The sequence below is a fragment of the Arthrobacter bambusae genome (assembly GCF_022606295.1).
In the GTDB taxonomy this organism is placed as follows: domain Bacteria; phylum Actinomycetota; class Actinomycetes; order Actinomycetales; family Micrococcaceae; genus Arthrobacter; species Arthrobacter bambusae_A.
The window spans coordinates 20,505-36,713 of record NZ_JAHHZS010000038.1 but is presented as its reverse complement, the minus strand read 5'-3'; the positions used below and the strand labels follow the sequence as shown (position 1 = coordinate 36,713).

The 16,209-nt window shown below is 62.7% G+C and carries 15 protein-coding genes; 12 read left to right on the top strand and 3 right to left on the bottom strand.

What is annotated here, in order from left to right; all coding sequences use genetic code 11:
- Positions 1–19 precede the first annotated feature (19 nt).
- Entirely contained in the window at positions 20–625 is a 606-nt protein-coding gene (locus tag KNN17_RS19285; protein ID WP_241710488.1) for a class I SAM-dependent methyltransferase, read from the top strand.
- Positions 626–718: 93 nt separating this feature from the next.
- A complete protein-coding gene (locus KNN17_RS19280; RefSeq protein ID WP_241710484.1) occupies positions 719–1,243 on the top strand; it encodes a gamma carbonic anhydrase family protein in 525 nt (174 codons plus the stop codon).
- Here the strand turns inward: KNN17_RS19280 and KNN17_RS19275 are convergent.
- Together KNN17_RS19275 and KNN17_RS19270 are read right to left on the bottom strand one after the other, a co-directional pair.
- On the bottom strand, positions 1,240–2,961 hold the full coding sequence (locus KNN17_RS19275; protein ID WP_241710483.1) for a flavin monoamine oxidase family protein: 1,722 nt from the start codon (positions 2,959–2,961) through the stop codon (positions 1,240–1,242). The two genes, KNN17_RS19280 and KNN17_RS19275, sit on opposite strands and share 4 nt — an antisense overlap.
- Entirely contained in the window at positions 2,958–4,388 is a 1,431-nt protein-coding gene (locus KNN17_RS19270) for an amino acid permease (RefSeq protein WP_171983404.1), read from the bottom strand. The genes KNN17_RS19275 and KNN17_RS19270 overlap by 4 nt, the downstream gene beginning before the upstream one ends.
- Before the next feature lie 219 nt (positions 4,389–4,607).
- Here KNN17_RS19270 and alr point away from each other — a divergent pair, with 219 nt between their 5' ends.
- The 7 genes from alr to KNN17_RS19235 all read left to right on the top strand — a co-directional run bounded on the left by alr (position 4,608) and on the right by KNN17_RS19235 (position 10,931).
- Positions 4,608–5,828, top strand: a complete 1,221-nt coding sequence (alr, locus tag KNN17_RS19265; protein ID WP_241710482.1) for an alanine racemase — start codon at positions 4,608–4,610, stop codon at positions 5,826–5,828.
- The gene (locus tag KNN17_RS19260) at positions 5,818–7,425 is read left to right on the top strand and encodes a PucR family transcriptional regulator (protein WP_241710481.1); all 1,608 of its coding nucleotides are present in this window, start codon (positions 5,818–5,820) and stop codon (positions 7,423–7,425) included. Before alr ends, KNN17_RS19260 begins: the two co-directional genes overlap by 11 nt.
- A gap of 215 nt (positions 7,426–7,640) precedes the next feature.
- The gene (locus KNN17_RS19255; protein WP_241710480.1) at positions 7,641–7,880 is read left to right on the top strand and encodes a hypothetical protein; all 240 of its coding nucleotides are present in this window, start codon (positions 7,641–7,643) and stop codon (positions 7,878–7,880) included.
- A 72-nt stretch (positions 7,881–7,952) separates the two neighbouring features.
- Complete coding sequence (locus KNN17_RS19250; protein ID WP_241710479.1) at positions 7,953–8,669, top strand: ATP-binding cassette domain-containing protein; 717 nt, start codon at positions 7,953–7,955, stop codon at positions 8,667–8,669.
- Positions 8,670–10,097 carry a hypothetical protein gene (locus KNN17_RS19245; RefSeq protein WP_241710478.1) on the top strand — a complete coding sequence of 476 codons (1,428 nt, stop codon included), beginning with the start codon at positions 8,670–8,672 and terminating at the stop codon, positions 10,095–10,097. It begins immediately after the preceding gene.
- Positions 10,081–10,398 carry a hypothetical protein gene (locus tag KNN17_RS19240; RefSeq protein ID WP_241710477.1) on the top strand — a complete coding sequence of 106 codons (318 nt, stop codon included), beginning with the start codon at positions 10,081–10,083 and terminating at the stop codon, positions 10,396–10,398. Before KNN17_RS19245 ends, KNN17_RS19240 begins: the two co-directional genes overlap by 17 nt.
- Before the next feature lie 125 nt (positions 10,399–10,523).
- Positions 10,524–10,931 carry a hypothetical protein gene (locus tag KNN17_RS19235; RefSeq protein WP_241710476.1) on the top strand — a complete coding sequence of 136 codons (408 nt, stop codon included), beginning with the start codon at positions 10,524–10,526 and terminating at the stop codon, positions 10,929–10,931.
- Between the two features lie 30 nt (positions 10,932–10,961).
- Here the strand turns inward: KNN17_RS19235 and KNN17_RS19230 are convergent, their stop codons facing one another.
- Complete coding sequence (locus tag KNN17_RS19230; RefSeq protein WP_372489703.1) at positions 10,962–11,771, bottom strand: nitrilase-related carbon-nitrogen hydrolase; 810 nt, start codon at positions 11,769–11,771, stop codon at positions 10,962–10,964.
- 239 nt (positions 11,772–12,010) lie between these two features.
- Here KNN17_RS19230 and KNN17_RS19225 point away from each other — a divergent pair, with 239 nt between their 5' ends.
- The 3 genes from KNN17_RS19225 (at position 12,011) to mmsB (ending at position 16,209) form a co-directional block, all read left to right on the top strand.
- Positions 12,011–13,201 (top strand): ROK family transcriptional regulator, encoded by a 1,191-nt coding sequence (locus tag KNN17_RS19225; protein ID WP_241710475.1) that lies wholly within the window; start codon positions 12,011–12,013, stop codon positions 13,199–13,201.
- A gap of 138 nt (positions 13,202–13,339) precedes the next feature.
- Positions 13,340–14,896, top strand: a complete 1,557-nt coding sequence (gene mmsA / locus KNN17_RS19220) for a multiple monosaccharide ABC transporter ATP-binding protein (protein WP_241710474.1) — start codon at positions 13,340–13,342, stop codon at positions 14,894–14,896.
- Positions 14,897–14,940: 44 nt separating this feature from the next.
- Positions 14,941–16,209, top strand: coding sequence for a multiple monosaccharide ABC transporter permease (gene mmsB, locus KNN17_RS19215; protein WP_241710473.1), 1,269 nt, complete (start codon positions 14,941–14,943; stop codon positions 16,207–16,209).

The window sequence follows — 16,209 nt, the reverse complement described above, 5'->3', positions numbered from 1 at the left end:
TGTGTTCTACGCTGGGACCATGGACGGGACCGGGCCTATGACCCCGCATCGGACGGAATGCCGCGATTGGTTCATTCGCCTGCTCAAGGACGAACACCGGCACTCTCTGTTCGAACTTGGCTGCGGCACAGGCGTCGAAGGTTTGGATTTCGTGCGGGCGGGACTGCATTACACGGGCGTTGACCTGTCCGAGGAGAGCATCCAGGCCGCCCGCGCCAAAGGGCTCGACGCCAGCGTTGCCAGCGGCCGGTCCCTGCCGTTCGCCGATGCCACTTTCCCGGCCGTGTGGACCATGGGCACCCTCCTGCACGTCCCCAACGCGGTAATCCACGACGTCGTCCGTGAACTCGTGCGGGTCAGCGCGCCTGGTGCGCCAATCGCCGTCGGGCTCTGGTCCGGTGACGATGAAGAAGTCCTTAACCCCGAGGACCACGACGAGCCGCGGCGGTTCCTCAGCCGGCGGAGCGACGACGCCGTGCGACGCATCTTTGGTGCACACGGCGACGTCGAGCACTTCGAGACCTGGCCCGAGGGCACGGGAGCCGAGTCCGGACCGGGTGCGGGCCAGAGGACGCAGCACTACCAGTTCCTGGTCCTCCGGACTCCTTCCGGCCCACCCAACTGACTCGCATTTGTTGTCGTTTTCAGGGCTCATAACGACAACAAATGCGACCCAGTTGGGATGGGTGGACCGGACGCCGTCATCTAGGCTTGCCCCATGGCTCCCATTTACACGTTTGCCGGGGATACCCCGGCCATCCATGACACTGCCTTCGTGGCACCCACGGCTTCGATCATCGGCAAGGCCACCCTCGGCGCGGACTCGAGCGCCTTCTATGGCGTGTCGGTCCGTGCCGACACCGCCGCCATCAGCGTCGGCGCCGGCTCGAACCTCCAGGACAATGTGGTCCTGCACGCCGACCCGGGTTTCCCCTGCACCGTCGGCGAGCGCGTCAGCGTCGGCCACAGCGCCGTCGTCCACGGATGCACCGTGGAGGACGACTGCCTCATCGGGATGAGCGCCACCATCCTGAACGGCGCCGTCATCGGTACCGGCTCGCTGGTGGCCGCCGGCGCCGTCGTGCTTGAGGGAACCGTCATTCCGCCGCGATCCCTGGTTGCCGGAGTGCCCGCCAAAGTGCGCCGCGAACTGAGCGAAGAAGAGCTCGACGGCGTAAAGCGCAATGCGGCGCACTACCGGGAGCTGGCGGCGGCGCACCGCGGGATGCACGCACAGGGCTAGTCCAGGCTGATCGGCCCCAGCTCGTCCAACACGTCGCCGGGACCGGGGTTGCCTGCCACGGACGAACCGCCGAGGTGGTTCACCACGCCCCACACCGCGTTCAGTCCCGTGGTGACGGCGCCTTCGGCCCAGCCTGCGGTGAACGAGACGTCGTCGCCCGCCAGGAAGATGCCCCGCTGGCTTTCCGGCAGCTTGTCCTGCTTGAAGTGCGTGAACAAGCGCTGCTGGTAGCGGTAATGGCCGGGCAGGTTGGCCTTGAAGGCGCCCATGAAGTTGGGGTCGGCTTCCCAGGAAACGGTGATGGGCTGGCCAATGATGTGGCTCGCAATGTCCACACCCGGGTAGATCTGCTCAAGCGAGTGCAGCATGAGCTTGACGCGTTCTTCGGCGCTGAGCGAGAGCCACTTCAGGGCGTCGTCGTTCCACGTGTAGGACAGGAGGATGACGGCAGGCTTGTCCGGACCGTCGTCGAGCAGGTACGTTGCCCGGTTGAGCCGGTCGGTCAACGTCATGGACAACACCTCGCGGCCCGTTTCGGGGTCGATGTCCTTCCAGAACGGCCGGTCCACCATAACGAAGGTCTTGGACGACTGCATGTAGTGCGAGCGCTCGATCGCTGTCCATAATTCCGCGGGGAACAACGCTTCCTGGGTGTGGATGCGCGTGGACAGCAGCCAGGACTGGCACGTGGTCACAACGGCGGGGTACCCGGTTTCGCGGCCCCAACGTTCGCGCACCATGAGGTCGCCGTTCTCTCCTCGTTCGATGCGGTCCACGGCTCCGCGTGGGGAGCCGGAATGCAGCGAGGCGAGCGAGGTGCCCTCGGGCCAGTGGGCCATGCCCGACGGCGCGTGGTGCCAGAGTGCCTCGGGGAGCCGTTGCGCTCCACCGGTGATGAGGCGGTGCTGGTCATCGGCGTCGGTGTAGACGACGCGCAGGATCTCAAGGATTGAGTTGGGGAAGTCCGTGTCCCAGCCGCCTGTGCCGAAACCTACCTGGCCGAACGCCTCGCGGTGCGCGAATCCGGCCTCCTTGAAGGACGTGCTCGCGGCGATGAAGCCGTAGAAGGTCTGTTCGTCGAGGAGCGGGAGCAGCTCATTCCATAGCTCCTTGATTCGCGTGGTGTCGCGGGCCCGGATCGCCTCCTGCATTTCCTGGAACGCGGCGCCGTCATTCACGGCTGCCTTCCAGGCTGCGGCAACCTCGTGGAAGAACTCCGGAAGGTCAGCGGAGGTGGCGGCGTAATGCTTCTGTCCTGCCAGCTCGATCACGGTGCTCGATGTTGCGGGAGCGAGCGGGTTGGGGAATTCCTGGGTGTCCAGGCCGAGGAGATCCACGTAGTGATAGAACGCCTTTCCGGACACCGGGAAGCGCATGCCGCCGAGGTCTGCCACCACGCCGGGGGCGGAGGGGAAGCTCGCGGTGCGCAACCGTCCGCCGATCTGGTCGGCTTCATAGACAACAGGGCGCAGCCCGAGCTTCATGAGCTCGTAGGCCGTGACCAGTCCCGACAAGCCGGCACCGATCACCGCGACCTCCGTGCCGTACAGCTCCGGCGGAACAACCGCCAGGCCGTCCGGGTGGGCCAGGTAGTGGTCGTAGCTGAACGGAAAGTCCGGGTTCAGCATCGTGAGGGGAGCGTCGGCCGGCGTTGCTTGGGGAATTCCGGTGTCACCGCGGGGCGTGGGTTCCGTGGGCAATTCGGTGGCGATGGTCATGAAAGTTCTGCCTTCACAGTTTCCGGGTCGGCGACCCTTGCGGATAGTTCACGGTATTCCTCTTCGCTGAGCGCCGCTACCTTGGAGTTCCGGCGTCCGTAGCCGAAGTAGAGGGCAATGCCCACCAGCATCCAGCCACCGAACACCACCCAGGTGTCAGCACCCAGGTTGGCCATGAGGTAGGCGCACATCAGCGTGCCGAGGACGGGGGTGATTGGGTAGAGCGGGACGCGGAAGCTGCGCGTGAGCTCCGGGCGGTTGCGACGCAGGTAGATGACGGCGACGTTGACGAGCGCGAACGCGAAGAGGGTGCCGATGCTGGTGGCGTCGGCCAGCGCACCGAGCGGGACGAGTCCCGCGGTGAGTGCGACGGCGGTGCCCACGATGAGCGTTCCGGCCACCGGGGTGCCGGTGCGCGGGGAGATCCGGCCGAAGACCTCCGGGACCAATCCGTCGCGGGACATGGAGAGCAGGATGCGGGTCTGGCCGTAGAGCACGGTCAGAACGATGCTGGCGATGGCGAGCACGGCTCCGATGGAGAAGACGAGCGCGATCCAGGGCTGGTGGGTGGTTTCCTCGAGGATCTGGACGAGTGCTGCCTCGGTGCCGCCGAACCATTCCCAGGGACGGGCGCCGATGGCGGCCACGGCTACCAGGACGTAGATGCTGGTCACGATCACCATGGAGAGCAGGATGGCCCGGGGCAGGTCACGCTTGGGGTTGCGTGCCTCTTCGCCAGCGGTGGAGGCTGCGTCGAAGCCGATGTAGGAGAAGAATACCCGGGAGGCGGCGGCAGAGACGCCTGCGGCACCCATGGGCATGAGGGGTTCGAAGTTGCCGGCGTTGAATGCGGTGAAGGCAACGGCACAGAAGAACAACAGGATGACGATCTTGATGGTCACGATCGCGGTGTTGATCCAGGCGCTTTCCTTGGCCCCGCGCACCAGCAGGATCATCGCGAGGACGACGATCAGCATGGCCGGTATGTTGACCACTCCGCCGCTGCCCGGTGGTTGCGACATCGCATCCGGCAGGACTTGCCCGAACGCGGAGAGGGTTTCGTTCACGTATTGCCCCGCACCGACGGCGACGGCTGCGACGGAGACCGCGTATTCGAGGACGAGGCACCAACCACAGATCCAGGCCATGCCCTCGCCCATCGTGGCGTAGGAGTAGGAGTAGCTGGATCCGGCAACGGGCACGAGGCCCGCCATCTCCGCGTAGGACACGGCTGAGAACAAGGCGGCAAGGCCTGCCACCACGAAGGAGATCCAGACTGCGGGCCCGGCCAGCGGCACGGATTCACCCAGGATCACCAGGATGCCGGTGCCGAGGGTCGCGCCGACACTGATCATCGTGAGCTGGAGGACGCCGAAGCTGCGGACCAACGGCGTGCCGCTCTTGCTGCTTCCGGCCTCGCTGACCATCTGCCCGATCGGCTTGCGGCGCAGCAGCTGCGAACCGAGCCCCGGGCGGAGGGCGGCGTGGCCGGCGTCCGTATTCGTGGCGTGCGTTGGCTTCGTCTGGGTGGAGGTAGGCACAGTCACCGTTGACGTCCCTTCAGAGTAGTTGGCGGATTCCCCTGACAACCGTAAGCCTGTGAGCCAGCTCTCACGGCGGTGCAAAATGACCTATAGTGATCAACCATGAGACGTATTGCACAATCAGAAACGACGCCGGAAGCGGCGCTCTCCGGGCAGGTCAGCGTTGATCTGTCTGCGATTTCAGACAACATCAACGCCCTCAAAGAGCGCACTGCCGCGCCGCATTTCATGGCCGTCGTCAAGGGGAACGGCTACGGTCACGGCCTCGTGGAGGTGGCCCGCACGGCGGTGGCGGCAGGAGCTGATTGGTTGGGAACCGCCCAATTGAGCGAAGCGATCACCTTGCGCAAGGCGGGCATCACGGTGCCGGTCCTGTCCTGGCTATATCTGGCATCCCAGACCAGCGCGACCATCCGGGAAGCACTGGAGTACGACGTCGACGTTTCTCTTGGGAGCGTCGCTCAACTTGAGGTCCTGGCCGGGATCGCGAGGCAATTGGGCCGCCCCGCCGTCGTGCACCTGGAACTGGACAGCGGCCTCAGCCGCGGCGGCGCTCGCAAGGAAGACTGGTCCGAACTCGTGGTCCAGGCTCGCAAGTCCGAAGAGGACGGCACGGTTCTGGTTCGCGGCATCTGGACCCACCTGGCCTGGGCCGACGTTCCCGCCCATCCCGGAAACGCTGCAGCCGTGGCGGAGTTCGAAGACGCCGTTGACGAAGCCCGCGCCGCCGGACTGGACCCGCAGCTGCGGCACGTGTCGAGCTCGGCAAACATCCTGGACCGGCCCGAATTCCATTTCGACATGGTCCGCGCTGGACTGGCGATCTACGGCTTGGCCCCCGCCGACCACCTGGATCCCGCCGACTTCGGGCTGCGCCCCGCTTTGAGCGTGACGGCGCCGCTCGTCATGGTCAAGAAGGTCCCGGCGGGGACCGGCGTCAGCTACGAACATCAGGCCATCACGCACGAGCCGCGTTATCTCGGCCTCATCCCCCTCGGTTACGCCGACGGCATCCCCAAGGGCGTCAGCGGCCGGAGCCTGGTCCAGATCGCCGGACGGAGAGTCCCCGTGATCGGCAAGGTATGCATGGACCAGTTCATGGTGGACCTCGGCCCGGATGCTTCCGGGATCGAGGTCGGTGACACAGCGGTCCTGTTCGGCGATCCGGCCGGAGGGGCTGCGAGCGCCGACGATTGGGGCGCCGCCATCGGAAGCCACGGTGACGAGATCATCAACCGGATCGCACCACGACTCCCGCGTGTGTATGAGTCCAGCGCCTACGAGTGCCCCGATTACCAGGAGGCAGCGAGCGATGTCTCCTGAGCCAAGCCCCAGCCGCCTGAGTTTCGTCACGCTTGAGCAGTTCCTGAAGCAGCTGCCGCCCGAGTTGGAGATACTCCACGACGGCGGCAGCGGCGGGGAGCTGCTGCGCTGGGTTGAACCCAGCGAACTGGACGATCCCACGCCCTACCTGCCGGACGGGGAGTTCCTGCTGACCGCGGGACTCCCCTTCCTGGGAGAGGGCGGGTCCAGCGACAATGTCGACGCGTACGTGAAGCGGCTGGTGGGGGCCAAGGTGGCGGCGCTGGGGTTCGGGATCAGGCCGTATTTCGACGCCGTCCCGGCCGAGCTGCTCAAGGCGTGCCGGCGGCATAAGCTCACTTTGATCGAGATCCCGGAGTCCATCCCGTTCGCCGCGATCGGCCTTGAGTTCTCCCAGCTCCTGGAGTCCGATAACGCGAAGGTCTTCCGCCAGCTCGCGGACACCAACCGGCAACTCATGCGGGCGGTCCTCTCCCCCAGACCGGAACACGAGCTGCTTGCCGCGTTGGTCCAGAAGGTGCCCGTCTGGGCACTTCTCGTCGGAGCGGACGGGCGGGTGCGTGCGCGTGCCCACGCTGCCGGCGGCAGCACCGGCGTCGAGCATTCATTGCTGGAGCCCATGCTCGAACGGCTCCTTTCCGGCAGCGGCCCGCGGGTAGAGGTGGACGGCTTTGAGCAGCCGGGATCGGAGATGGTTTTCGGCCATCCGCTCCGGAGCACCAAGGACGCCAATCTGGGCGCCCTGATCCTGGGCTCGGACGCCGCGCTGACTCCCGCCCAGAACAGCGTGGTGCAGTCCGTCGTGGGGTTGCTGGAGTTGCTCGTCCGCCAACGGACCAGCGGCTCGCTGGCACCGAGCCAATTGGCGACGGCGTTGCTTTTGCACCCTGAAACCCTTGCCACCGGCGGGACCCGGCACGTCAACGGGCTCAAGGACCTCCTCGCCCAGAGCTTGTCCTCTACGCGATCCGCTCCCCTGCGCGTAATCCAAGGCATCAAGGTGGACTCGCCTGAGTGGCCTGCCGGCGACAGCCCGGTGCGTGAGCTACTGCAGTGGCGGCGCCTTTTCGACACCAAACTGGTGGAAATCACCGATTACGGATTCGCTGCCATCACTCGTTTGAAGGTGGACGACTCGCTCCTGGCGGACGTCGAAAAGCTCGGCTGGCGGCTCGTCATCGGAGAGCCGACGGAACTGACCGGCCTCGCCGCAGCGCACCAACGCGTAACATCGCTGCGATCCCGGGTCCAGTCCAGCGGACGGAGCGCCCGCGTCGACGAGGTGACCTGGTCCGTCACCGGGCTCCTGGGACGTGAGGCCGGGTCCATGCTGGCCGCGAGGCTTCTCGAGCCGGTGCTTGCCTTGGAGGCCGATAGGCGCGATCCGCTCTTGGCGGTACTCCGGGGCTGGCTGAGCGAAAACGGCAGCTGGGACGCCTCCGCCAAACTGCTGGGGCTGCACCGCAACAGCGTGCGCCGCCAGATCGGCCTGCTCGCCGAACTGCTCGACGCCGACCTGAACCTTGCCCAGGTGCGGGCGGAGCTTTGGATCGCGCTCCAGTACACGGACGGCTTGGTGGGCGGAGGGGACACCTAGTCTTCGCGACTTCCTGGCTGTCTCCGTGCCGTGCTGCTCAAAACACGTAGACAGGACTGCAGGCACACTGAGAAACGTCGATTTTGCACGTATTTTGCCCCGTTCCACCACTTAATTTCGCCGTTTGACCACTGAGACGCGGTTTTCGCGGCCTACCATTCGGGTGCCGGCTACACGGGATCCGCCAGTAGCTCAAATCGAAATGGAGGAACGAAATGCTCACTACGACCGCATTGAACGCAAGCAGCACGATTGCATCTGCACGAACCAAGATTGACGAAATGATTGTTCGCTACGACGGCTGGTTTCTAGTCGTTCTCGCCGTCCTGATGGTGCTTGCTTTTGCATTGCTCGCAGCGATGGCCATCTGGTGCCTGACGCAGGGCCGAGGCCGCTTCACCGGCAACTGGAGTTGGAGCCAATGGGGTGTCTCTGTGTTCGTTGAATGCAGGTAGCTCGCTACAAGCCAGCCGTCGTGGTGGCACTGACAACGTGCCACCACGACCAGAGCATCGGAATCAAGCCTCATGACTCTCAGTGTTGCCAACGTCAACTACGCCTACAACCCCAGAACCCAAGTGCTTCACGATGTCTCGTTCACGATCGCAGAGGACCGGGTCATGGGCCTCATTGGTCCCAACGGGTCTGGAAAGTCCACGCTGATAAAGGTCATCCTGGATCTGCTCCAACTTCAAAGCGGCCGCGTCTGCATCGGGTCTGACAGTAGTCAGAGCCGCAGCGCCAAGATGTCGTCGATCTACTTGTCGAGCAATGATTACCTCCCTGAGTTCCTTACAGGGGAGGAATACGTGCGTTTCATGCACGGGCTGTATGGAGAACCCATGGATCACGCGGCACTGAGGACGCAATTCGCCAGGTACTCCATGCGCGACAGGCACCGCGACTTGATCGAAGACTACTCACACGGCATGAGGAAGAAGCTGCAACTCATCGCCGCGTTCATGCTCCGGCGAAGGTTTACCGTAATCGATGAGACCCTCAATGGCGTCGACATCGATGCGATCAACCTCTTCGAGCGCGATATCCGGAATCTTGCTAAAGAAGGCCGCTCAGTTCTGCTGTGCAGCCATGACTTCACCATGTTGGAGCACGTCGCTGACGAGTTGGCACTCCTCGTCCAAGGGGCCCTGGTGGTTCAGGCTCCGGTCCGGAAAATTATCCAAGATCACGGCACGATAGCTGACCTTGCCAACGAGTTCATTCAGGCAATGGAGCCATCTTAGATGCGCATCAAGAGCGTAGTTCTGCTGTTTCGATTGTTCTGGCTCTTCATCGTGAGACGCGTCTTGGGGCGAGGTCTGTTGGCAAGCCCGGCCGCTCGGCTTTCAGCCGGTATCCTGCTCGTTGCCGCGTTCGCCGGCTTCAACGTGTTGAGCTACGTGGTCATCCGCCAGTATCTCGGTGGTACCGGCCTGCTTGAGCCCGTTCTTCAAGTCGCCAACGCATCGGTCGGATTCTGGGTACTTATCGCCTACACACTAATTCGGGTGCTGTTCATGAAGGCAGATGAGCTTCTGAAGCTCTCCTTTAATCTGCCGGTGACCAATAAGGAAAGGACGATGGCATTTGCGCTCTTTGAGTCGTCCCTCGTTCTCCTGATGACCGTGTTCGTTTTCGGTGCATTTTCCATTTCAACCGTGCTGATCGAGGGAACTGATTACATTCCGAGGGTTCTGGTGTCCATCTGGTTCCCCGCTATTTCAACCTACCTACTCCTGAGCCTCGGCTACTACCTCCTTGAACGTGCTCTACAGGCTCTCAGGATTGCCCGACTTCGCGGCCTGGTAGTCCCGATGGTGCTGGCTCTCGGGCTGGTCGTGGCCTTTCCTCAAACCAACGAGCAGAGTAGCAAAATCGCCGAAAGCTACGTATTCGGGCGTGAATACAATGCACCGGTATTGCTCTACGCGAAGCTGCAGGGAGACGTCGGGATCTGGTTTTCCATTTTAGTGCTGCTTGCGACATCAGCAGCAATTATTCCAGCAATAGTGGCGATCGCGCCCAGGAACTACGTTCCAATGCGTCGCTTCTTCGCATTTCTGCCTTCACGCTTGGCAGGGAGCAAGTTCGGCGTTTACCTTCTGGTCTTGTTTCGAAGTTTCGAAACAATGGTGGCCGTTTCATTTATCACCATCTATTCGGTCTTCGCCTGGCTCGAGCATCTGGAGTTGCCACCCTACGCCCTTGCTCTCATAACGTTTCAGGGAGTCTACGCATTTTCAAACTCGGAGCCTCTCCGACGCATGGTCACCTATCCGGGCCGCACCGTTGCGAACTACTTGCGCCTCGTGGGCTCGCAAGGCATCCTCCTGACGGTTGCGGGCATCCCAGTCATCACGATTTCCGTGGCCCAGGGAGTTTCCTTTGAAGCCTGTCTGCCAGTGCTCGGATTCTGCTTGAGCAACATACTCATATCAACCCTGGTTGGCATCGCTTTCCCTCCCGAGAAGGGAAACCCATTCACCGTCATCATCGGAGTCCTGCTGACGGTGATAGTCGTCATGATTGTGGCGCTTGGTTTGAACGTCTTCAACTTTGATCCAATTATCAGTGCGGCAATTTTTGCCGCCCTTAACATACTGGTCGTCTTTTACAGCATCTTGGGTATGCGAAGAATGGAGAGGATTGCGCGCCATGAAGTGGCTGCTTAGATTCATCGCCGGGCTGACAGTCTCTTTTGTTGTCACCATGATCGTCGTTGTCACGAGTTTCATCACCACGATGTTCTCGGCGTCAGAAATAGGAGTCAGGAAGTATGGCCTGTTCGGCGCGCTCTTCTTCGAGCCTCATGAACAGCCCGACGGGGCGACCGCATTGGAAATCGGGGTGTCGAACAGCGCGCCCATCGCTTTGGTCTTCGCGGCATGCTTGGTTTTCTATGTTGCCGTTGCTGCAGTCCTGGAACGACTGAAGCTCCACAAGAAGCGACTTCTACGAGCAGACCAGGGTTGACCGTTCGCACGATCACACTCCCGGATGCGACCGTCGGCCTGATAGCCAAGCAACTCATATGGTCATGCAGATGGCCATTCGCCGCCGTCGTTCTCAGCTTCATTGCGTGCACCTTCCTGGCCGCCGTGACGACTGACCCAATCCTTTTCCAGGCCGGCCTGTGGCTCCTTGTGCATGCACTTTTCCTGCTGGGCGGTTTTCTGGTGCATGAGTGGTCCCATGTTGCGGGCATGAGGCTGTTTCGCGGGGTTTCAGACATCGTGATATCTGCCGGAGTCCTTCGCTTTTCCGTCATTCCCGTCGGGCGTCTCTACGGGTGGCAGATCGCAATCGTGGCGACACTAGGTCCGAGTGCATCCTGCTTGGTCGGGGCGCTGATTGCCCTGCTCGCACCCGGCTCATTCCTGCAGTACTGGTTCCTGTTGCATGCAGTCTTCCTTCTGCCATTCTTTGGCGACGGACGCGGCCTCATTCTCGGAATCCGTGTGTGGGCTCGGCCGGTTGGCTTACGAGCGCCCGGGATCAACTGCTGAGCCACGGTTCCGTCCCATGCATTCAGACCCTCAACCTTGTGGAGCGGAGTCTTCCCACTCGCGGTACAGCTGCGGGCGGCGTTCCTTCAGGTACGGCACCTGTTCACGGGCCGACGTGACGCTTTCCGTGGAGATCTCGGCGAACAGCAATGCCGCACCATCCCCGGCGGCAGCGAGCAATGAACCGTCCGGACCGGCCACCACGCTTCCGCCAAGGAAGTCACAGCCGTCCTCGTGGCCGCTATGGTTCGCGTAGGCCACGTTGAGTTGGCTCTCCAGCGCCCGGGCCCGGATCAGGACCTGCGGCACGGCGTCGAAGCCCGCGGACAGTGCGGTGGGAACCAGCAGAAGCTCAGCGCCCCGCATGGCCGCAGCGCGGACAGTTTCGGGAAACTCGACGTCGTAGCAAATCAGCAGCGACGTCTTGACCCCGTTGAAGTCCACGACGCCGGGAGCTGCTTGGGCGGCGGCGAACGCCTTTCGCTCCTCCTCGCCGAAGAGGTGCACCTTGTCGTAGTCCAGGAGCACGGCTCCGCGCGCGTCCAGAAGGGTGGCGGAGATATGCCAGCTGCCGTCGGCAGCTGGTGCCGGCAGGCTGTAGACCAGTCCGATTCCGTGCGTGCGGGCGATGTCCGCCAGACGCCCTCGGATGCCCGGGATAACCGCTGGATCGAGCTCCGCGTGGAGCCTCAGCGGCGCATACCCGACTGGGAAGAGCTCGGGCGTCAGCAACAACGAGGCCCCGGCCGCGGCAGCACGCTGTGCCGCCGCATCGACTGTCTTCAGATTGGCGTCGACGTCCAGGACAACAGCGTTGGCCTGCAGAACGGACAGCAGCATCATTACCACCTCGATAGCACCTTGCATCCCCGTCGGGCGTTCTTGGGAGACATGACCGGGATTACTCGTGATTCCAGCCTAGCCAGCCGCAGGCCGGTCCCACAGGACAAATGGACCTGCGGGCTACCCTGCGGGGATGGTTCGTACAAATCCGCGGCATAGTTCATGATGCCGACGCAAGTTCACCCCATTGCGTTAACTTCTTGACTGCAACTGTGATTTGAGGCACGCTTCATGTCATGCCTGCAACATCCAGCTCGACGAAGAGCCACCGCAAAAACCCCGGCTCGCAATCAGCGCTGCGCCACTTGAACCAGCAACGGCTCATCGAATGCCTGCTGAGCGGCCCTTCCACACAAGCCGAGCTGGCCAGGCAGACCGGCTTATCCACGGCAACAGTGTCCAACATCGTCAAGATCATGCAGGACGCCGGCCTCGTCTCCACCGAACCGATCACCAGCTCCGGACGCCGGGCACTGAACGTCAGGCTCAACAGCAACGGCGCGGTCGCCGTCGGGATCGATTTCGGCCGGCGCCACCTGCGGGTAGTCCTGGCCTCCCTGGGCTATCACATCATCGTCGAGGAAACGGTCACCCTCCCCCTTGGCCATCATGCCGAACAGGGGATCAGCGCCGCCGTCGCCCTCCTCGACAAACTACTGCTCGAAAGCGGAGTGGACCGCAGCGCGGTGGTTGGCGCGGGCGCTGGCATAGCCGGCCCCATCGACCGCCGTTCCGGGACTGTGGCACAAGGTGCCATCCTGCCCGAATGGGTGGGGATCCAGATTCTCGAACGGCTGGAGGAAGCCCTCGATCTTCCCGTATACGTTGACAACGACGCCAATCTCGGCGCGCTCTCCGAGGTCACGTGGGGGCCACACAGCGGGATCGGCAACCTCATGTTCCTCAAGATCGGTTCCGGCATCGGAGCGGGCCTCATCATCAATGGCGCACCGTACTACGGGGCGGTGGGAATCACGGGAGAGATCGGCCATGCGACCATCCACGAATACGGTGCAATCTGCCGCTGCGGCAACCGGGGCTGCCTGGAAACGATGGCTTCCACCTCCACCATGATCGAGCTGCTCGGAAAGGGCTCGGGGCTGCACCTCGAACCCGAGGACATTGTCCGCAACGCTATGGCGAGGGATCCGGCGACCCTTCGCGTGGTGGACGACGCGGGACTCGCGGTGGGACGCGCGTTGGGCAATGTGGCGAATCTCATAAACCCGGAAGTCATCGTGGTGGGAGGCCCTTTGGCCGGCCTCGGCGACATCCTCCTGGACCCGATCCGGCGCGGCCTCGTGCGCCATGCGGTGCCCGTTATCGGCGAGACCACGCACCTGGCGATGTCTTCGCTGGGCGCCCGGGCGGAGGCCCTCGGGGCGGCCGCCTTGGTGTTCCAGCACGCCGGAATCAAGCAGTCCTGAACATTTCGTTATCACGCTGTTACCGCCGTCTTGCGTTCAAGTCTTGACGACAAGCGGTGTGATCCAGTTTACTTTCTCATCAGATAGGCTCGCCATCCCCGAGCCGACAACGACGTCAAACATTGGAGGCGCGAGGGTATGTCGAACCCCATAACGCACCAGGATCCGGTTCTCCTCGAGATGCGGTCCATCACCAAGGAATTCCCCGGCGTGAAGGCGCTCTCGGACGTTAGCCTCCGGGTCAAGGTGGGCGAAATCCACGCGATCTGCGGCGAGAACGGCGCAGGAAAGTCCACGTTGATGAAGGTGCTCTCCGGGGTTTACCCCTACGGCAGCTACGACGGCGACATCGTGTACCAGGCGGAAGTCCAGCAGTTCAAGGACATCCGGGCCAGCGAACATGCGGGAATCGTGATCATCCACCAGGAACTGGCGCTGATCCCCGAGCTGTCCATCATGGAAAACATCTTCCTCGGCAACGAACCCGTCCGTCGCGGCATCATCGACTGGGCAGAGGCGCGCAAGCGGTCCATCGAATTGCTCGCACGGGTCGGCCTGCGCGAGGACCCGGACACCCCCATCAAGGAAATCGGTGTCGGCAAGCAGCAATTGGTGGAAATCGCCAAGGCCCTGAACAAGTCCGTCAAGCTGCTCATCCTCGACGAGCCCACGGCCGCCCTCAACGAATCGGACTCCCAGCACTTGCTGGACCTGATCCTCGGCCTCAAGGGCCGGGGCATCACATCCATCATCATTTCCCACAAGCTCAATGAGATCGAGCAGATCGCGGACGAAATCACCATCATCCGCGATGGCAAGTCCATCGAGACGCTCAACGTGGTGGAAGACGGCGTGGACGAGGACCGGATCATCAAGGGCATGGTCGGGCGGACGCTCGAGTCCCGCTTCCCGGACCACACGCCGAAGATCGGTGAGGTGTTCTTCGAAGTCAAAGACTGGAACGTCGGGCATCCGCAGATCCAGGACCGCCTGGTCTGCAAGAACTCCAATTTCCACGTGCGCCGCGGCGAAATCGTCGGCTTTGCCGGCCTGATGGGCGCCGGCCGCACCGAGCTTGCCCGGTCCGTCTTCGGCCACTCCTACGGCCGGTTTATCTCCGGGCAGGTGTACAAAGACGGCAAGCCGATCACCATGCGCAGCGTCCGCCAGGCGATCGACGCCGGTCTCGGCTACGTCACGGAAGACCGCAAGAGCCTGGGACTGAACCTCCTGGACGACATCAAGACCACCACGGTGTCTGCCAACCTGAAGAAGATCAGCCGGGGAATCGTTGTGGACACCAACAAGGAATTCATGGTGGCCGAGCAATACCGGAAGTCCCTGCGCACCAAGACGCCGTCCGTGGAGGAAGGCGTCTCGAAGCTCTCGGGCGGAAACCAGCAAAAGGTTGTTCTCGCCAAATGGATGTTCACCGATCCGGACCTTCTCATCCTGGATGAACCCACGCGTGGAATCGACGTGGGGGCCAAGTACGAGATCTACGGAATCATCCAGCAGCTGGCCAACCAAGGGAAGGGCGTGATTGTGATTTCCTCCGAGCTTCCCGAACTGCTGGGCCTCTCCGACCGCATCTACACCATCTTCGAGGGCTCCATCACTGGCGTACTCAACAAGGACGAAGCCAGCCAGGAGAGCCTCATGAAGCTCATGACATCCAGCCGCAAAGCCGCCTGATCCCGGTCATCCCCAGAACCACACGGACACAAGGACCCAAAACAATGAACGCGCTCAAGAAGCTATTCGGTGGCAACACCCGCCAATTCGGCATGATCTTCGCCCTGGTTGCACTCGTCATCTTCTTCCAGATCTTCACCTCGGGCCGCACCCTCACCCCGGGCAACGTCATCAACCTCTTCAACGGCAACTCCTACATCCTGATCCTGGCCATCGGCATGGTCCTGGTCATCATCGCGGGGCACATCGACCTTTCAGTAGGTTCGGTGGCCGCCTTCGTCGGTATCTCGGTGGCCTTGGCCATCAGGGACTGGCATCTGAGCTGGTATGTGGCAGTCCTGTTCGGGCTCCTGCTCGGCGCCTTGATCGGGGCCTGGCAAGGATTCTGGACTGCATACGTCGGCATCCCGGCCTTCATCGTGACCCTCGCGGGCATGCTGTTGTTCCGCGGATTCAACCAGTTCGTCGGCAAGTCCAACACTGTTCCGGTGCCCGAAGACTTCCAGTACCTGGGCTCCGGCTACCTGCCCGAGGTCGGGCCGAAAACCGGGTATAACAACCTGACGCTCCTGCTCGGCCTGATCGCCGTCGCCTTCGTGATTTTCAGTGCGATTCGTTCCCGCCGCACCGCCCAGGCACTGGGCGCCGAGGTACAAGAAGGCTGGGTGATGATCACCAAGCTCGTCCTGGTGAGCGCCGCCATCCTCTACGCGACCTACCTCTTCGCCACGGGCCGCCCCGGCACCTCGTTCCCCATCCCCGGCCTCATCCTGGCCGTCCTGGTCCTGATCTACGGTTTCATTTCCGCCAAGACGGTCATCGGCCGCCACATCTACGCAGTCGGCGGCAACCGCCACGCGGCCGAGCTTTCCGGAGTCCAGTCCAAGAAGGTCAACTTCATGGTCATGATGAACATGTCCATCCTTGCCGGCCTCGCCGGCATGATCTTCGTGGGCCGCTCCACCGCTTCGGGTCCGTTCGACGGCGTCGGCTGGGAACTGGATGCGATCGCGGCCGTCTTCATCGGCGGCGCCGCGGTCACCGGCGGCGTGGGAACCGTGATCGGTTCGATCGTCGGTGGCCTCGTGATGGCTGTGCTCAACAACGGCCTGCAACTCCTCGGCGTCGGCGCAGACCTCACCCAGATCATCAAGGGCCTCGTGCTGCTCGCAGCGGTCGCCTTCGATGTCTACAACAAGACCCAGGGGAAGAAATCGATCATCGGAATGATGATGAAGAACTTCGGCCGGAGCAGCGAAAACGCTCCGGACGAGACCTCCTCAACCAGGGAAGCCATCTCCAAGGAAGCCTGA